Source organism: Dyadobacter jejuensis (assembly GCF_003149085.1).
GTDB classification, from domain to species: domain Bacteria; phylum Bacteroidota; class Bacteroidia; order Cytophagales; family Spirosomataceae; genus Dyadobacter; species Dyadobacter jejuensis.
This window is the reverse complement of the sequence record NZ_QGDT01000002.1, coordinates 508,435-525,424: the sequence shown is the minus strand read 5'-3', so window position 1 is coordinate 525,424 and position 16,990 is coordinate 508,435. Positions and strand designations below refer to the sequence as shown.

Here is a 16,990-nt window from a genome sequence, read left to right as displayed (position 1 = left end):
AGTATCTATAGGTTAATAGTACAGAATACTCTAATGATGTAACCGTAATTATGGTGTTTGAATAGTCAAATAATTAAAAAACTGTTACTTTTAGTAACAATAGTATACTCCAAATTGGAAATGGTTATTTTTTTTTTAAGGAGGGGAGGTGAAATTTGGCAGGCCATCCAAAGAAAAAGGGATTCACTGTGTAGTGAATCCCCAAGGATAGTGTGCCGTAGCATGAAAATCAGGCTAGGAAAGGTCCGGCTATGGCTAAAACGGCCTCTTTTGTAAGTGGTTCGTCGAAGGCTTCGGTAATGGCAGCGTTGGACTTTCCCGAAAGGCCAGTTAGGTCTACGCCTCCTTGCATTTTATTGTCCTCACCGGCATATATAGCCGGAACGGCACCTTCGTTATTGGTGATCCAGCCTTTCATAGCCGTATTACCTGTGAGGCTTGCTACCAGGCGACGGGTTACTGCGGCGTGGCGGGCTTCTACCGAGTGTACCTGAAGGGCGTATTCCAGAATCTGGGGATCGGCTATCAAGGTGCCAGCCTGACCTTTGTAGGCTCTTACTCCTGTGTCTTCCAGGGCGCTGGATACCGTGGCGAAGGTGTTGTAATTCGTAAAGACATCGGCAAAGGCACCTTTATATTGAAAGTCGAAATTGGGCTTGGCTATGGCTGCACTCCCCAGGGCGGTGGTAAGGAAGGCCACATGGGCCGATTCGTGCTTGCCAATTTGGGTGAATATAGCGCGGTCGGAAGCGGGTATCAGACCAGAAGACCCTAGCCCAGCCTTGTAAAACTCATCTTCTAAATACTCTAAGGTTAAGGCATAGTTGAGTACATCTACTGCAGCCGCCGACTGTGCGAAGGCCTTATTGACTATACTTGCAAAGGCCATTGGTGCGGCTACCGTAGCTATTTTGCCGCCGAGGCGATTCATGAATTGGCGTCGAGTAGCATACTCCAGACGGCCCACTGCATCGCCATCTACTTTTTGAAAGTCATCTATTAATTTGAAAATATCCATAAGTTCTACTTTTGATTTTTTAAGAATTATTTACCTACATTGCTACCCATGATCGTCGTTTTGACGTATCCTTTTACTGCTGCGAGTATATCGCCAGGCGCCACGGCCTTGTCGAACCCGTTGGCATCGATGATATCGTCGCCCGCAAAATCAGTCGTTTTAGGATTGAGTAAATCCCGAATTACAGCCGCATGGCGGGCTTCAACGGAAACAATTTTCCCTGCCAATAAGAGATAGTCGGCATTTTTGATGAGTTTGCCCGCTCCGTTATAGGCTTGTACGCCAGTATCTTCAAATAACTTGGCTGCGCCCAGAACCGACGCTCTATTGCTAAAATCGATGCTGGAAAAGTTTACTTCTAAGTCCTGAATGGCGGCATTGCCTAAGGCAGTCTTAAAAAATTCGCGGTGGATAATTTCATGATCCCTGATATCGGTGAGAATGGTTTTCTCTATATCACTCATCCCAGAATAAGGGGAGGCGATAAGTTGGGTATAAAAGGCCGCTTCGAGTTGTTCGAGGGCGTAGGCATAATTCAGCACCCCGGTATCTCCAGAGCCTAGGTCTACAGTGGCGTCGCCTTGCATGACGGGGTCGTCGTCCTTACAAGCCCCCAGTATAAATGCACCCATCGCTGTGGCTACTCCGGCCGAACGAAGAAATAGTCTTCTATTCACAACACTAAGCATTTGGGCCTCGCCCTTTTCCACGGTTTTGCTTGTTTCTATTTTTTTGTTCATAGCGTTTATATTTTTCTAATTCCTTTCGTTCGTCGAAAGACATCGTTTGTGGAGACCTACGTCGTCTATTTCGTTTTAGATCGATTCTTTCTCTAAAAAATATTCGCGTATAGTGCTATACCCCCTGCCATATGGTTCGATGCGTAGTGGCTAAGTGGTTTAAGATTAGTCGATTATATGGGCAGGTTGGTTTCCCTTGCGAATGGCGAAGTGATACAAATAAATGTTTTTAGGCTGCCAAAAGGATTTGGTGAGCCCATTGTATATAAAGTAATGAACGGTTACCTATATGGAGCAATTATTGGGCAGATTGTGGGTAAACGGGCCAATTTCGTATGTGGATAGAAGGCTGTGGTGTATTTGTAACTAGCTTAAAAATAAGTAGTTAGGTTGTTTTGTGGGGAATAGGTAAGGTTGTTTTTTCCTATTAGACTGAAAAACGTATTGTATCATTTATACAAACACTTTAAACAACAACGATTATGAAAAAGTTAGCAGTAGCAGTTTTGGCCCTAGGCTTGTTTCAGTTGCCAGCCGTGGCCGCCCCAGTAGCGACGGAAACCGTAAGTTATATGCAAGATAAGGTTCCTGTGAAGCCGGAAGATCTTCCGGAGGCGGTAAAGAAAACCCTAGGAAGTGATGAATATGCCGGTTGGGAAATCACCACGGCCAATTTGGTTACCGAGGAAGATCAGTCTCAGTATTTTGAGGTGATGGTCAAGAAGGAAAATCAAACGGCCAAAATCAAGCTGGACCAGGAAGGAAAAGTGATTGAATAAGACGCAAATAAACATTTGGATAAGAAGTATTCATACCAAAAGGTCGGTAAACCCGGCTTTTTGGTATTTGTTTTTGTAATTTTATACCAAATTATATGATTAGCATTGTATTCAATTATTAAGAAAAATATATGGCAAAGCTCTTGCTACTAGAAGATGATAGCACATTTTCGAAACTTCTTTTCTCATTTTTGGGCAAGCACGGCCACCAAGTAAAGGTATGTACGACCATACAGCAGGCCAAAGAAGAACTGGCCAATAGTAAGGGGGATGAGTCGCCTTACGAAGTATTGATGCTCGATTATCGCTTGCCAGATGGGAATTCTGTCGATTTTTTAAAAGGGATTCGGAAAGAAGGGGTGCGTATCCCGGCCTTTATTATGACGAGCTTTCAGGATGTACGCACGGCCGTCAATGCCATGCGCAATGGCGCCTTGGACTATATCACCAAGCCCGTTAACCCCGAAGAACTCTTAATGGTATTGGGGGAAGCGCTTAAAAAATCGCAAGCTGGAGAGGTTCCGGCTGTGGTATCTCCAGCCAAAGGAAAGAGTAAGCCGGGAACTCAGGATAATATAGAGGGCCGCAGTGCTATCTCTAGAGAGCTTTACGAATACGTAAGGTTGGTAGCACCCACCGACATGTCGGTGATTATACAAGGAGAGAGCGGTACGGGTAAGGAGCATGTCGCAAAAAGTATTCACAAGCTAAGTAAGCGCAGTAATGGTCCTTTCGTAGCCATCGACTGTGGGTCACTTTCTAAGGAGCTCGCTGCCAGTGAATTGTTTGGTCACAAGAAAGGTGCTTTTACAGGGGCTTTGCAAGATAAAGTGGGTCAGTTTGAGGCCGCCCACGGAGGAACTTTGTTTTTGGACGAAATAGGGAATTTGGGGTACGATGTGCAGGTAAAACTCCTAAGAGCCCTTCAGGAACGTATTATTGTGCCGGTCGGTAGCACGCAACCCGTGAAAGTGGATGTGCGCCTCATAGCGGCTACCAACGAAGATTTGATGGCGAATGCGGCAAAGGGTGATTTTAGAGACGACCTTTACCATAGGCTCAATGAGTTTAAGATAGAGGTGCCGGCACTTCGTAATCGTGGAGAGGACCTTCAAATTTTCGTTCAACACTTTGTCGACAAGGCCAATGCAGAGCTGGATCGGAATGTGCAGCGCCTCTCCAAAGAAGTTATGGAGGTTTTTGGACGCTATGATTGGCCCGGAAACCTCAGAGAGCTCAATAACGTCATCAAAAGATTGATTTTACTCTCCAAAGACGAAGAAGCCTCTTTAAGTGCATTGCCCTCGGAGATGATTGCCGCTTTGGAGGAGGCCCCAAAACCTACCGGCTCTAACTTGAAGGCGATACAAGAGTCGCATGAGAAGGAGATGATAGAGCGGGTGTTGCAGGAGGTTCGTTATAATAAAAGTAAAGCCGCCAAGTTGCTCAACATCGACAGGAAGACGCTATACTATAAAATAGAAAAATATCAAATCGAATAAGGGGCTTAAGCTTCCTGTCCGATTTTGTTTTCGACCTCTACGATTACTGCTTTTAGTTCCTTTGCAAGGGAAGAGGACTCCGCAGCGGTAGGGTGGACCTGTTGTTCCCGAATGCCTAGTTCGAGCTTTCTGAACCGGGCCGAGAGGGGCAGTGCTCCTACCTGTCCGGTGCGTCCGGCTAGGCGATGGGCCAGCTCCATCACTCTATCGTAATCTTTGTTTTTTATGCCAGATTGAAAAGCGCTAAGATCTGCCTTTGAGTCGTCGATAAACTGTTGAAGAATATCTTTTATCAGAGATTCGTCACCGAAGGCCATGGTCTGCAGCGCAGTAAGGTCCATGGTTGGGGCGGGGGGTGGAGAGGGTGAGGGGCTATCCAGTTCTTTATTCTGGCTGGGGGTATCCAGCAGGGCCAGTAAGTCGTGGGTATGAAAGGGTTTCATCAAAAGGCCGTCAAATCCTTCCTGAAGCAATTTTTCTTGCTCTTCTGGGAGGGCCTGGGCGGTAAGTACATAATATTTGACAGAAGAGGCGGTCCTCTGTTTTAAAGTCTGGCATAGTTCGGCTCCACTCATCCCGCTCATCCGCATATCGGTGAGCACATAGCGAATCTGGTCGTCCCAGGGTGCCTCGAGTGCCTCTTCGGCCGATGAAAAACAGGAATGATCGATCCCTTCTTTGTGGAGTACAGTGGAACACCACTTCAAAATAAAGGCGTCGTCGTCGATCAACCATACCTTGCCATCTATATGATATTTGCGTGCCTTATCTTTGGAACCCTTCAGGACAGGGCTACCCTTTTTCATATGTAATGTCACGGCAAAAACGGTCCCTTTACCCAACTGACTCCTTACGGTAATTTTTCCATTCATGCCTTCCACCAATGATTTTACGATACTTAATCCAAGGCCTGAGCCTCCATATTGGCGGGAAATGGAAGCATCGGCTTGTTCAAATTGGTTAAAGACCCGCTGGATCTGTTCCTTGGTAAGGCCTATTCCCGTATCGGTAACCTCGAAGGTAATCCTATAGCCCGCTCCGCTTTGTTTGCCGGTAACCTTCAGGGCCACCTCTCCCTTGGTAGTGAATTTTATAGCATTAGAGAGTAGGTTATAGAGGATCTGACGGAGTCGAAAGGGGTCACTTTCTAAGAATATATCGGATGGGAGTTGGTTGTATACCTTGAATTTTAGGGACTTGGCCGTAGCGGTGGGGCTGAGCATATGGGTAACTTCTTCGAGGACCTGACCAATGGCGAAGTTTCTTTTCTCAAAGCTAAACTGGTTGGAAATAATGCGACTATAGTCCAGGATATCGTTTACAAGGTGCAACAGGTGCTCTGAAGCGGCATGTAAAGTATCGAAGTCTTGTTTTTTTGGTTTATCAGCGGATTTCAGCACTTCTGTATAGCCAATAATCGACTGTAAGGGAGTCCTTATTTCATGACTCATATTCGATAAGAATCGCTGTTTGGCCATGCTGTGGTATTCCGCCTCCTCTTTCGCTTCTTCAAGCTGTCGGCGGTAATCGTTGCTGCGGGTAATATCTGCAAAAATGAAATAGGCCACCAAAAGGGTGAGAAGGAAAAAGCCGATCATGACCCATTCTATACGTTTCATGCTTGCGGTGACCAGCCTTTGTGTTTGCTCATGGTCGGCTAAGGATTGTTGGATGGCATCTTGCTCTATGTTTTGCATCACCATCAATAACTGACTGACGAGCGAACTACCGGTCATGGCCAGCTGCTTTTCCCTATCCACAAACTGGTTGGTTCTTCTCCTCTGCGATTTTTCTATTGCATGCACGGCTTCTCCTACCTTTTCTATGGTATTGTCCTGCTTGGCAATCTTGACGGTATCGATGGTCACGTTGACCTCTTGCTTGCGGACGGTCTTAGGTTCTACAGGTTCTGGCGCTTTTTTCTGCTGTTTTTTAGATTTAAACAGACGGGTGAGGAACCCCTTTTTATCCTCCTCCTCCTCCTCTGCCGATTGGGGAGCTTGAGGCTCCTGGGTGTAAACGGTGGTGGTAGTGACCTTTTTTTCTGTTTTAACAACGGTACTATCCTTTTCCTTTTTGTTGGTAGTAATCAGCCCCGATATGGTGCGGACCTTGCTAGATAAGTCCTTGTTGCTCACCAGGTTCTTACGAACGGCCATGTACTGTCCAAATATCTGCTCCCGATCCCGAAGGATAGAACGCATGGAGTCTATTCTGATGATTTGCTTAGGATCATCGATATTAAGCTGGCTGAGGGTATCGAGGCTAGCCAGCAATCGTTCCGAATGTTTTAGGAATTCGTCAGGTTCATTGGAATTGGTATTGCCGGGAGGCTCGTTTTGTAGGTGTTCCAACAAAACGATTTCCTTAAAAACCTGATTGATATGATGGAGTTTCTCGTTCGGTTTGGTAAGCTGCTCCAGTTTTACCAGCATATTTTCAAAGGCAATTTTACTGATAATCCAAGAGGCACCTAAGGCCATGGCAGCGACCATAAAGCCGAGTAAAACCTTGCCTTTTACCGAAGAAAGTATGGATTTGTCCCTGTTTGCCGACATGGTGCTTGACGAATAGTGAGTCTTTTAATGAGGAAAGTTACCAAAAAAACGGCGGATATTCGTTTTTCGTTGCTGGTAGCGCCTGTAGGCGAAATGGGGCTATTCACGGATAGCCCAATACCTTAGGAGGGAGGCTCCTCAAAAAAAAGAGTGTGGAAGGCTTAGGAATTACTTCCAAGCGCTCCACACTCTTTTTTTAATGGGGCTAAGCCTTATTTAGCGAGGCTGTTAATCCATGCTGCGATCTTAGCAGCGTCGGCCTTAGGAACCTGAGCCATAGGAGCCATGGGGGTCGCATAGTCGGGCCAGTTTTCGGGCTTAGGATTGTAGATAAGGTCTACGATCTGCTGGTTGGTATATTTTCTTTTGGCCACATCTTGGTAAGACGGTCCTACCACTTTTTTATCGATGGTATGGCAAGCCAGGCAAGTGTTTTTTTGCAAAAGGGGCTTCACCTCTTCCCAAGTAGGAGTAGCGGCAGAAGCGGTTTTTTGACCTTTCCCGTCTGGAGATACATGTTCTTTAGCAGGGGCTTTAGGAGCCGCTTTCACGCTCGTACTCCGGGTGGTCTTCAATTCTGAAGCGGGGAGCTTTGCCCCATCCGGGATATTATTTAAGGTATAATAAGCGTCGGGATGTACCAGAGACCAATAGTTGTTGGCGGCTCTTACCCCGTTGAGGGATAGCTTATGTACATAGTACTGGCGTAGGTTATCGATCACCAACCGAACGGTCTTTCCATCTTCGGATACCTTCACACCTTTGATGTTTAGTTCTTCGGTGTTGATCGGCGGGCTACCATATACGGGGTAGTGCTTATACAAGTAGCTACTTACAGAATAAGAGCTAAGGTCTTCCGCTGATTTACGATCGACAGGCATGGTGAACTGGATTTCGAAACCATCGGGTTTGGCTTTTACAGTATACATTTCGAAAGGCATTTGGCCATTCCATACTAAGCGCTGAAGTCCTTGGTTGGCGTCGCCGGCAGAGCCCCAACCACGGTTGGTTTCTCCTACATACATCGATCCGTCTTTATCGAAGGCCATACGCAATACACCCGACTGGAATCCACTGCGGAACCCTATTGAAGCACCTTGGTACTCTCCTTTTACCTCTTCCAGTACTACCCGCATGATATTACTCTGTCCTTGATCTCCTACGAAGACCTGTCCTTCGAAGGGGCCAAATCCTCCTTTGGTATCGTCCAGTATGAGTTCGGACGTAGACACGCCGTGTACACCGTAAGGGAGCCATACCGCCGGAAGGCGCACCATATCATACTTTTCCTTCAGTTGATACAGGAATTGAGGTTCTTCATTACCCGTGTTTTCAGGTTTAATGGCGCGGTTGTTGGCGTCGCGGTGCTGCCTATTGTCGCGTTCGGCGAAAAATTGTTTTTCGGTAAGCTTTACAGGAGAGTTTGGAAGTTCGGCCCAGCGTAGTCCTGCAGGGTGGCCCATAAAGTCGCCTTTTTTAACCCTGAAAATTCCTCCTGTACCCTGCCAGTCGCCTTGGTTGTCGGTATACCAAAGCTCGCCGTTGATCATACTAATCCCCGCTGGAGATCTTACCCCCGTTGCCCAAGGCTCGTACTTACCATCGTTGGTAATGTGGAAGATCCAGCCACGGCCAGGTACACGGCTTTCGCCTCTCCACCATTCTTCGTCGCCGAAGGCTACGTTACCACTCACAAAAAAGCTTCCATCTGGTGCCAGCTTGGGGCCAAAAGAGTACTCATGGTAATGTCCCGATAGAGGCCATGCATATACCGTTTCGTATACATCGGCTTGTCCGTCACCATCTTTGTCGATGAGCTTGGTCAATTCTCCACGCTGAGCACAGTATAAGGCGCCTTCTTTATAGGCTAGTCCTAATACTTCGTGCATACCTGTAGCGAATTTTTTGAAGTAAGGACGGCTGCTCGTGGGGTTTTCTACGATCCATACTTCACCACGGCGCGTCGAAAGTGCCAAATTACCGTTTGGTAAGGTGATCAGCCCACCGACTTCTAATATAATGCCCTCGGGAATAGGGGGGGTGACGATTTTATAAAAATCTTCTTCCTTAGGAGATTCCTGGGCCCTCAGCATGGGCATAACAGCCAAGATGAGGATGATTATTTGTGCTATTTTTTTCATTTTATATTTATTTTTCAGGCGTTTATCAGAATAGGATGGCATATTTGGTTTCCTTGTTTTTCAACGGTACTAAAAGTTCTTGTTGGCCATTTACCGTTCTGATTTCGGCTTTTTCGTCCAACTGAATGTAGTAGCTTTTGTCGTTAACTGCATACAAGTTGTTGGCTACTTTTTCTATTTTGGTTCCTTGAGCCACTCGCGCCGTTAGGCCACCAACTACCTGGGACTGAGTAAGGGTCCTTTCCAGGTACTTTCCATCTACGATGGCCAGGTGGTCGGTAATATTCGTTCCAAAGGCCTCATAGCGGAAGGTCGGGATGCCATTCTCGTCTAATTCATAACCCTTTGGGCGGTACTGGCTACCGGTGGTGTCCGTTACCCAGGCAGCGTTTTTGGGCGCCATTCCTAGGAGCATTTCGTCGCCAAGGCGTTCTACACTTCCCAAGGGACGGGAAGAACCGTCGCCGCGGCTGTGCCACATGGGGGTAGCGTCCAGGAAGTCCCCACGCCATACCTGAAATACTGCTCCATTATCCATATCGTAGGTATAATGAATATTGGCAGGGTTACCAACCGATACGGCATGTACCACGCGGTGATTTTTAGACTTGGGCGTCAATCTGAAATCCATGAAGCTACGCGTTACAGTAGGCGAAGTAGCTTCGATAAGGATGGGGTCGGTGCCGCCGCCACCCACAGAAGCGCCCTTGGTGTTGTAGCCTACTTCACGGAAGCCAGGTCCCGATACCCATAGGCCCAGGCTTGGTTTTAACCATCCGTCACGCTTGTTATTGAGTATTTCTATGGTGTGCTGTCCAGCAGTAAGCTCTACATCTACGGTGCGTCTCTCATTGCTGTTTTTCCAAGCCGTAGGGAGTACCGTTTTACCATCTATCTTTAGGTAAGAGTTTCCTGCCGCCTGCAACTTAAAGTGATAGGTGCCCGCAGTAGCCACCTCATACTGTCCGTTATACACCAGGCTGAAATTATTGTTTTCGTTTAATACTTCCCAGGTCAATGCCGGGCTGCTGCCTGTTTGAGCCGGTGTTAGTTGAGAAAGGTCGGCATTCTCCTCTATAGATCCGTAATAGGTCTTATAAGTGAGGTCCTTCAGTACACCCGGTTTTTTGTCAAAATTGTTGACGGTTAGGTTCCGGATGGCGAGGGATCCATGGTCGCCTTGGATACGTATGGGGCCGAAGGCCACATCTTTGGCCGACATGGCACCCCGGGTAGGGCCACTCACCTCCACGTTGTCGTGAATGGTAATTCCATTCAATTCTACCTTCAAGAATCGGGCATTGGCGATTTTGTTACCATTGGCGTCGAATCGGGGGGCCTGATACGAAATCTTGATATGTTGCCATAGCCCTGGCGCTTTGGCTACGTTGTAGCGAGGACCATAGCCCTCATAGCCTTTTTCGCCTTCGGGGCGAGCGTCGTCCCAGCGATGGTATATCCCACCACAATCACCATAATTGACCGACTTCTTTCCCCAGCTATCGAGCAGCTGGACTTCATAGTTGCCTTGGAGGTAAATACCGGAGTTGGAACCTTTGGCCATCATAAAGTCCATCTCAAGGTCCAAGTCTCCGTGCTGTAATTTGGACACTAGCTCATATTGACTCCCATACTTGCCTTTTTGATGGGTGTTCATCAGAATGCCTTCACCCGCTTTGGCGGTCATGGCGTTTTCTTTGTCCAGTTGGACGGTGGCATCACCTACCACTTTCCAGTTAGACGGGGGTGATTTAAAATCGTTCAGACTACCCAGGCTTATCGTTTGTGCCAAGGCGAAGTGCGCTGGAAAACAGGAAGCCAAACCGATCAGAACGGCAAAAAGGGCTTTTCTTTTTGAGTTGTACATATTTATAGGTTAGAAATGGTTATTTACAATTATATTGGAAAAAAGATTAAGCGGGTACTACCTGCCGAATCGACGACTCACGTACCAACAGGCGGGCGGGCACTACTACTTCATGGACTTCCTTGGCTTCGTATTTTCCGTGCAGGGTGTCCAGCATCAGTCTAAGGATGTTTTCCGAAATCTGTTCTATAGGCTGAGCTACTGCCGTTATCGATGGATTGTACAATTTAAATAGATTGGTATCGTCGTAAGAAACCAGTCCAACCCGATCGGGTATTTTATATTTCAATTTTCTCAGTACTTCAAGCCCCCAGTTGCAGATGTAGTTGGTGGCAAAAAATATGGCATCTATTTGAGGGTTCTGCTGAATATAGTCGCTTATCTGTTCGATATTCTTTTCGGCCGGAGCATAATAGTCCAGGTTTTTTACCAAGGGCTGTCTGTTGGCATTGGCCATCGCCGACTCATAGCCTCTGAGCCGGTCTGCCATTTGCGGCTGGTTGGATTCTATAGAAAAATACGAAATATTTTCAAACCCTTGGTTTATAAGGTGCTGGGTGGCGTTGAAGGAACTCTCGTAATTGTCGACCATCACCGAGCTACACCGTAAGCCGGGCAAGTTTCTATCGGCAAGTATGACGGGGATATTGTCGTCGAGGAGTCGGACGATTTCTTTTTCGATCCCCTCGGGAGGGGTAATGATATACCCATCGATCAATCGATCGCGAAACAACTTAATGAGCTCCTTGGTCTTTGTTTTGTCATTGTCGGTACTACAAAAAATTACCCGGTAGCCATTGCTATGCGCCTTTTCTTCGATAAGGCGGGCTACTTGCGAGAAGAAGAAGTTATTGGAGATGTCTTCTACCATCAGGCAAATTAATTTTGACTTTCCCGTTCGCAAGGCTTGCGCCATTACATTGGGGGTATAGTTAACCTTCTCTACGAAATCTAAAACCTTTTTCGTAAGGGCTTCGGAAATCCTTTTCTCCTTGGCTTTGCCATTGAGGATAAAAGAAACTGTGGTGATTGAAACGCCCAGTTCCCTGCCGATGTCTCGTATAGACAACTTTTTCATACCGTTACTTCTCGCTATTTTCCTAATTAAATCTTGTACTCGTACCCTGGCTAGCCTCCGCTATGATGGAAGCCATTTTACTAGGGCTGATCGGTTTTGTTCTTAATTAAATGCCTGTAATATAGACGATTCATGGTCTATAGAGGGGGCATACAATGTCTCCACAAAAAGATATTACCCGCTTATTTTTACCTATTAACTGGCAAATTAACAATAAAACGATTTAGCATTGTAATATATTTTGAATTATTTTAGCTTTGAGATTATAGAGCAGATGGTGCGTACCAAGGAGTTTCTTATTCCAAGGGGCGTGGCCAAGGAGTATCTATGAGTAAAATTGACTCCTGATTTGCTTCTTACTTTTACCAAAAAAATATTTTTTATGAAACGATTATCATTAGTAATTGTCGGCCTACTTTCGGTAGCTGCCGCGCAAGCACAGCTTCAACCCAAAAAGCAAACTCCAGAGTCGAGTGAATTATGGTCTCCTGAGCCCAGAATCGTTACGGCGGGGAAAGCCGATCAGTCGGTGTCAGGGTTTACCGCACCTTCGGACGCCATTGTATTATTCGATGGTCGCAATTTGGACAACTGGGTTTTGGCAGATGGCAAAAGCTCACCTGCACCCTGGACGGTAAGTGACGGTATTATGACCGTGGTACCTAAGTCGGGTAATATTAAGACCAAGCAAAACTTCGGCGATTATCAATTGCATATCGAATGGCGTACCCCTGCCGTAGTCGATGGGAATGGTCAAGGCCGGGGTAATAGTGGCGTGTTTATGCAGGGGATTTATGAACTTCAGGTATTGGATAGTTATAATAATAGGACCTATTCCAACGGACAGGCAGGCTCTATATATAAGCAAACCATGCCGTTGGTCAATGCCAGCAAAGGTCCTGGAGAGTGGCAAACCTATGACGTAGTCTATACGGCTCCTCACTTCAATAAGGATGGCATGATGACCATTCCTCCTTATATTACGGTTTTGCATAATGGCGTGTTGGTACAGAACCATACCATGATTCAGGGAACTACTCCTTATGTAGGCCAGCCTACCATTGAGCCACATGGCCGAGGTCCCATCTTGTTGCAGGATCATAATAATACCACCAGTTTCAGGAATATATGGATTCGTGAATTATAGGCTGGTAATAATTATTTTTAAAAAGGCACAGACAATCGAATCGGATTGCTGTGCTTTTTTGTTGCAAGGGGTATATTAGCGCCTGGAATAGAATTTGGATGGCCTTTATTACAAACCAATGGAACCATGCAAGAAATAGAACCATACTATAATTGGGAGAAATACTATGTAGCTAGCCGCGATAAGCGATCGCCCTTCTATAAGCGTACGTATAACCTCAATTATTACGAGAATGATATTTACGGCTATTATGTGCACCCCTTATGGGATTTTATTGGGACGGAGACGCTCTATGTAAAAGTGCTTTATGTAGATTATACCAAGGCTTTCGCTATCATTGAGCTTTTTGGTGAATGGAACGATGCCATTCATAATGATATTATGTTCTTCAAAAGACAGGTGATCGACCCTATTTTAGCCGAAGGGGTCAACCAGTTTATACTCTTAGGGGAGAATGTACTCGATTTTCATGGAAATACCGATTCTGACGATTACTATGCCGAGTGGTTTGAAGAAGTAGAAGATGGCTGGATTACCGCATTGAATTTCAGACTGCATATCTGCCAGGAATGGGATAAATTTAGGCTAGATTATTACATTAATTTTGGTGGAACCCTCGAATTCTTAGGATGGAGGACCTTAATGCCGGAACAATTCTACGAAGTAGTTAAAAAATTGATCATAAGAAGGTTAGCTTGATAAAAATCATATTCTAAATCTTTGCAGGTTTGGCAGCAACTTTGTAGCTTTAGTCTGTTTCCAATTTGTTTCACTTAAACTACAGGGCCATGTCTGACATAAAACCGGCATCGGATGAATCGGATGATTTGTTGAATAAAAAAAAGCAAGCGATTGAAGATATGGCCTCTGAGCCAGCCAAATCGGTAGAGGATATCTCAAAAGAGGTGGAGGGGGTCGTCCAAGATGCGTCTGAAAAGATATCAGACGAAGGGATAAATGCCGATATCAAGGACTCAATAAACGAAAGCGGTGCCGGCATAAAGGGACAGGTGGAAGACATAACCGCCGATTTGTCGGATAAGGCCTCTCAATTGCAGAATGAAGTAGAACTCAACATTGCCTCGGGGAAGGAGAAAGTAAGGGAAATGGCCGATGAAATGTCCGAGCGGGCCGAACACTTGAAAGAAGAGGCCTCCGAAAAGCTGGATGAGGCTCAGGCGAAGGCTAAGGAATTGTCGCAAGACTTAAAGGAAGATGTAGAAGCGTTTAAGGCCGAAGCGGCAGCCAAGTTAGACGACCTGAAGGAAGATGCTTCAGAGGCCTATGAAGATGCCAAGGATAAAGCGGAGGAGGTTTTAAGAGAGACCCAAGCCAAGGCGAAGGAAATGCAGGCCAAGGCTGAAATGGAACTGTCTGAACTTAAAGATGAAGTAAGAGAAACCTTGCAAGAAACACAAGCGAAGGCTAAAGGGTTTTGGGCTAGATTATTCGGAAAATAAAGAATAGAACCGTCAGAAATGGGCTTGTCGACCTTGTGTTGGCAAGCTTTTTTGGTGGGTTAGGGCCTATATAATCTTCAGAATAACACTATTTCTATCTTTGGATCGTCTTGCCAAAACAACATGATGAAAACTGCTGATTTTAATATTCCTTTCAGAATGCCATTTGAAGTGGCCGAACCCTATACAAGGTCCGTCGCTTATTTTTCAATGGAATTTGCTATCGATCAGTCCCTCAAGATATATTCGGGTGGGCTGGGGTTTCTTGCGGGGTCGCATATGCGGAGTGCCTATTCCTTAGGGCAAAATCTGCTGGGGGTCGGGATGCTATGGAAGTATGGCTATTATGACCAGGGACGGAAGCGGGACAATAGCATGACTCCGGAGTATCATGAAAAGATGTATCATTTTTTGGTAGATTCTCAGATTCGTTTCGAAATACCCATTGGGGGTAGAAGCGTACAGGTAGCAGCCTATTATTTGCCGCCCCATGTGTTCCATACGGCCCCTTTGTTCTTACTCACTACCGATACCGACGGGAACTCCGAAGCAGACAGGGCGATCAGTTATAATCTATACGATAATACGCCTGAAACACGCGTGGCTCAATGTATGATTTTGGGCATTGGCGGAGTCAAATTGTTGAAAGCCTTAGGCCATCAGCCTGATATTTATCATTTCAATGAGGCCCATGCCTTATCTGCCGCCTTCTATCTATATGAAGATGGTCGAAATCTAGATAAACTAAAAAGCCAAGTGGTCTTTACGACCCACACTCCCGAGGAGGCCGGTAATGAAAAACATGATATGGCTTATCTAAAATCGCTCGGATTCTTTGGCGATCTTACCTTAGAGGAAGTCCGGGAGATAAGTGGCCATAGGGGTGATGTGTTTAATCATACATTGGCTGCATTGAGCATGAGTAAAAAAGCCAATGCAGTATCCCAGTTACATGGAGAGGTGGCTCGTAAAATGTGGGAAGGGCACGGGCAGATCTGCCCAATCATCCATATTACCAATGCTCAAAAAAAATCCTATTGGGTAGATGAACCATTGGAAGTAGCCCGTATTAGTCGTAATACCAGTGCGTTGAGGGCTCGAAAGCTCGAATTAAAAAAACGATTGTTGGAGGTAGTGGCGGACCAAACCGGAAAACTGTTCGATCCTCATGTGGCCACCATGGTATGGGCCCGACGTTTTGCTACCTATAAACGGCCCGATATGTTGATTTGGGATTTGGAAAGGTTTAAAAAACTGATGAATGATAGCCCATATCCCATACAGGTCATATGGGCGGGGAAGCCCTATCCAAAGGATGAAGGAGCCATCAAAACTTTTAATGAATTGTTTTATCTGAGTCACTACTTTCCCAATATGGCAGTGCTCACGGGTTATGAACTTGCCTTGTCGAAGCTACTAAAACAGGGGGCCGATGTATGGCTGAATACTCCGGTGGTAACGCGCGAAGCCTCGGGCACCAGTGGGATGACCGCTGCCATGAACGCCAGCCTCAATTTGTCGACCTTCGACGGATGGATATGCGAATTTGCTGTTCACCAGCAGAATGCATTCCTGTTGCCCACTATCCAGGAAGGAGATATTAATGGAATCGACGCCAACAATCTGTTCCATTGCCTAAACGCTGAAGTATTACCCACCTATTACGATCGGCCCGATATCTGGACGAAGATGGTCTTTCGCAGCATGGACGACGTATCGACTGCCTTCGATTCGGACCGGATGGCTCAAGAGTACTATACCAAATTATATAACTAAAAGTTGCCTGGAAAGCACCTTTAGGCCGTCCAAGAAACTCTTGGGATTATAGCCTAGCTCATTTCTAGCTTTGGTGAGTATAAAGCCCGTTTTGGGAGGGCGTCTAGCGGGTTGTGTAAACTGGGAAGCGTCGGTGGGGCCGATAAGCCCTTGGTCGAGTCCAAAGTAATTGGCGGCTTGCTGGGCCATCTCATAAGGAGATAGCTGATCGGGTCCCGAAATGTGAAAAATTCCTTGGGCTTCTTTCTGTGCTATGAGCCAGCAGCCCATGGCCAAATCCTCCGCCAAGGTTGGGCTTCGGTATTGGTCGGTAACCACCTGAATGGACTGGCCATTTTCTAAGGATTTTTTGACCCATAAAATGATATTGCTCCTGCTCATATCGTGCGCAATGCCATATACTAGGACGGTACGGGTAATAGCCCAGCGCAAGGAGGCATGTTGGATGGCCATTTCGGCGGCGTACTTGCTCCATCCATAAAAGCTGATGGGGTTAGGCTGGTCCGTTTCGATGTATGGGCCTTTGTTGCCATCAAATACGAAATCAGTGGACAGGTGCTGTAAAAAGATATCTTCACGCTCACAGATTTTGATCAGGTGCTCCACCGCTTTAACATTCAATTTCCAGCACGCATCTTTTTGTAATTCACAAGTGTCCACGTTGGTCATGGCAGCCGTATGAATAATGACTTCGGGACGGGTAAGTAGGATGATCTCCTCCAGGCTCTCTGGGTCTGTTACGTCCATTTCATGGTATACATAGCCTTCCTGGAAGGGGAGGCGGTTGGGCCCCATGGCGGTGGCAATCGTAAAAACTTCTTTTTGGTCACTTAGGAGAGAGATGAGTTTTTGGCCTAATAAGCCATTACTTCCAGTTACTAATATGCGTTTCTTTGGGGGCATGCTGCTTTTTTCTTTTGTGTT

13 protein-coding genes are annotated in these 16,990 nt (G+C 46.2%); 6 read left to right on the top strand and 7 right to left on the bottom strand.

Annotated features, from left to right (window positions below):
• Positions 1 to 229: 229 nt before the first annotated feature.
• Positions 230 to 1,018 carry a ferritin-like domain-containing protein gene (locus tag CLV98_RS06225; protein WP_109673424.1) on the bottom strand — a complete coding sequence of 263 codons (789 nt, stop codon included), beginning with the start codon at positions 1,016 to 1,018 and terminating at the stop codon, positions 230 to 232.
• A gap of 26 nt (positions 1,019 to 1,044) precedes the next feature.
• Complete coding sequence (locus CLV98_RS06220; RefSeq protein WP_109673423.1) at positions 1,045 to 1,758, bottom strand: ferritin-like domain-containing protein; 714 nt, start codon at positions 1,756 to 1,758, stop codon at positions 1,045 to 1,047.
• Positions 1,759 to 2,240: 482 nt separating this feature from the next.
• On the opposite strand from CLV98_RS06220, the gene CLV98_RS06215 reads away from it, so the two are divergent.
• Both CLV98_RS06215 and CLV98_RS06210 read left to right on the top strand, forming a co-directional pair.
• A complete protein-coding gene (locus tag CLV98_RS06215; RefSeq protein WP_109673422.1) occupies positions 2,241 to 2,537 on the top strand; it encodes a hypothetical protein in 297 nt (98 codons plus the stop codon).
• Between the two features lie 131 nt (positions 2,538 to 2,668).
• Positions 2,669 to 4,039: a sigma-54-dependent transcriptional regulator gene (locus CLV98_RS06210; RefSeq protein ID WP_109673421.1), complete on the top strand. Its 1,371-nt coding sequence runs from the start codon at positions 2,669 to 2,671 to the stop codon at positions 4,037 to 4,039.
• A gap of 5 nt (positions 4,040 to 4,044) precedes the next feature.
• On the opposite strand, the gene CLV98_RS06205 is transcribed toward CLV98_RS06210, so the two are convergent.
• From CLV98_RS06205 to CLV98_RS06190, 4 genes are all read right to left on the bottom strand, one after another.
• Entirely contained in the window at positions 4,045 to 6,597 is a 2,553-nt protein-coding gene (locus CLV98_RS06205; protein WP_109673420.1) for a hybrid sensor histidine kinase/response regulator, read from the bottom strand.
• A gap of 212 nt (positions 6,598 to 6,809) precedes the next feature.
• Positions 6,810 to 8,738 (bottom strand): c-type cytochrome, encoded by a 1,929-nt coding sequence (locus CLV98_RS06200; protein ID WP_109673581.1) that lies wholly within the window; start codon positions 8,736 to 8,738, stop codon positions 6,810 to 6,812.
• Between the two features lie 25 nt (positions 8,739 to 8,763).
• The gene (locus tag CLV98_RS06195; RefSeq protein ID WP_109673419.1) at positions 8,764 to 10,605 is read right to left on the bottom strand and encodes a 3-keto-alpha-glucoside-1,2-lyase-like domain-containing protein; all 1,842 of its coding nucleotides are present in this window, start codon (positions 10,603 to 10,605) and stop codon (positions 8,764 to 8,766) included.
• Positions 10,606 to 10,651: 46 nt separating this feature from the next.
• Positions 10,652 to 11,683: a LacI family DNA-binding transcriptional regulator gene (locus CLV98_RS06190; protein WP_109673418.1), complete on the bottom strand. Its 1,032-nt coding sequence runs from the start codon at positions 11,681 to 11,683 to the stop codon at positions 10,652 to 10,654.
• A 382-nt stretch (positions 11,684 to 12,065) separates the two neighbouring features.
• On the opposite strand from CLV98_RS06190, the gene CLV98_RS06185 reads away from it, so the two are divergent.
• From CLV98_RS06185 to glgP, 4 genes are all read left to right on the top strand, one after another.
• Positions 12,066 to 12,830, top strand: coding sequence for a 3-keto-disaccharide hydrolase (locus tag CLV98_RS06185; RefSeq protein ID WP_109673417.1), 765 nt, complete (start codon positions 12,066 to 12,068; stop codon positions 12,828 to 12,830).
• Between the two features lie 126 nt (positions 12,831 to 12,956).
• Entirely contained in the window at positions 12,957 to 13,529 is a 573-nt protein-coding gene (locus tag CLV98_RS06180; RefSeq protein ID WP_109673416.1) for a hypothetical protein, read from the top strand.
• An 89-nt stretch (positions 13,530 to 13,618) separates the two neighbouring features.
• On the top strand, positions 13,619 to 14,290 hold the full coding sequence (locus tag CLV98_RS06175; RefSeq protein WP_109673415.1) for a hypothetical protein: 672 nt from the start codon (positions 13,619 to 13,621) through the stop codon (positions 14,288 to 14,290).
• A gap of 126 nt (positions 14,291 to 14,416) precedes the next feature.
• A complete protein-coding gene (gene glgP / locus CLV98_RS06170) occupies positions 14,417 to 16,066 on the top strand; it encodes an alpha-glucan family phosphorylase (RefSeq protein ID WP_109673580.1) in 1,650 nt (549 codons plus the stop codon).
• Here glgP and rfbD read toward each other — a convergent pair.
• Entirely contained in the window at positions 16,055 to 16,969 is a 915-nt protein-coding gene (rfbD, locus tag CLV98_RS06165; RefSeq protein ID WP_109673414.1) for a dTDP-4-dehydrorhamnose reductase, read from the bottom strand. The genes glgP and rfbD overlap by 12 nt on opposite strands.
• Between the last annotated feature and the right edge of the window lie 21 nt (positions 16,970 to 16,990).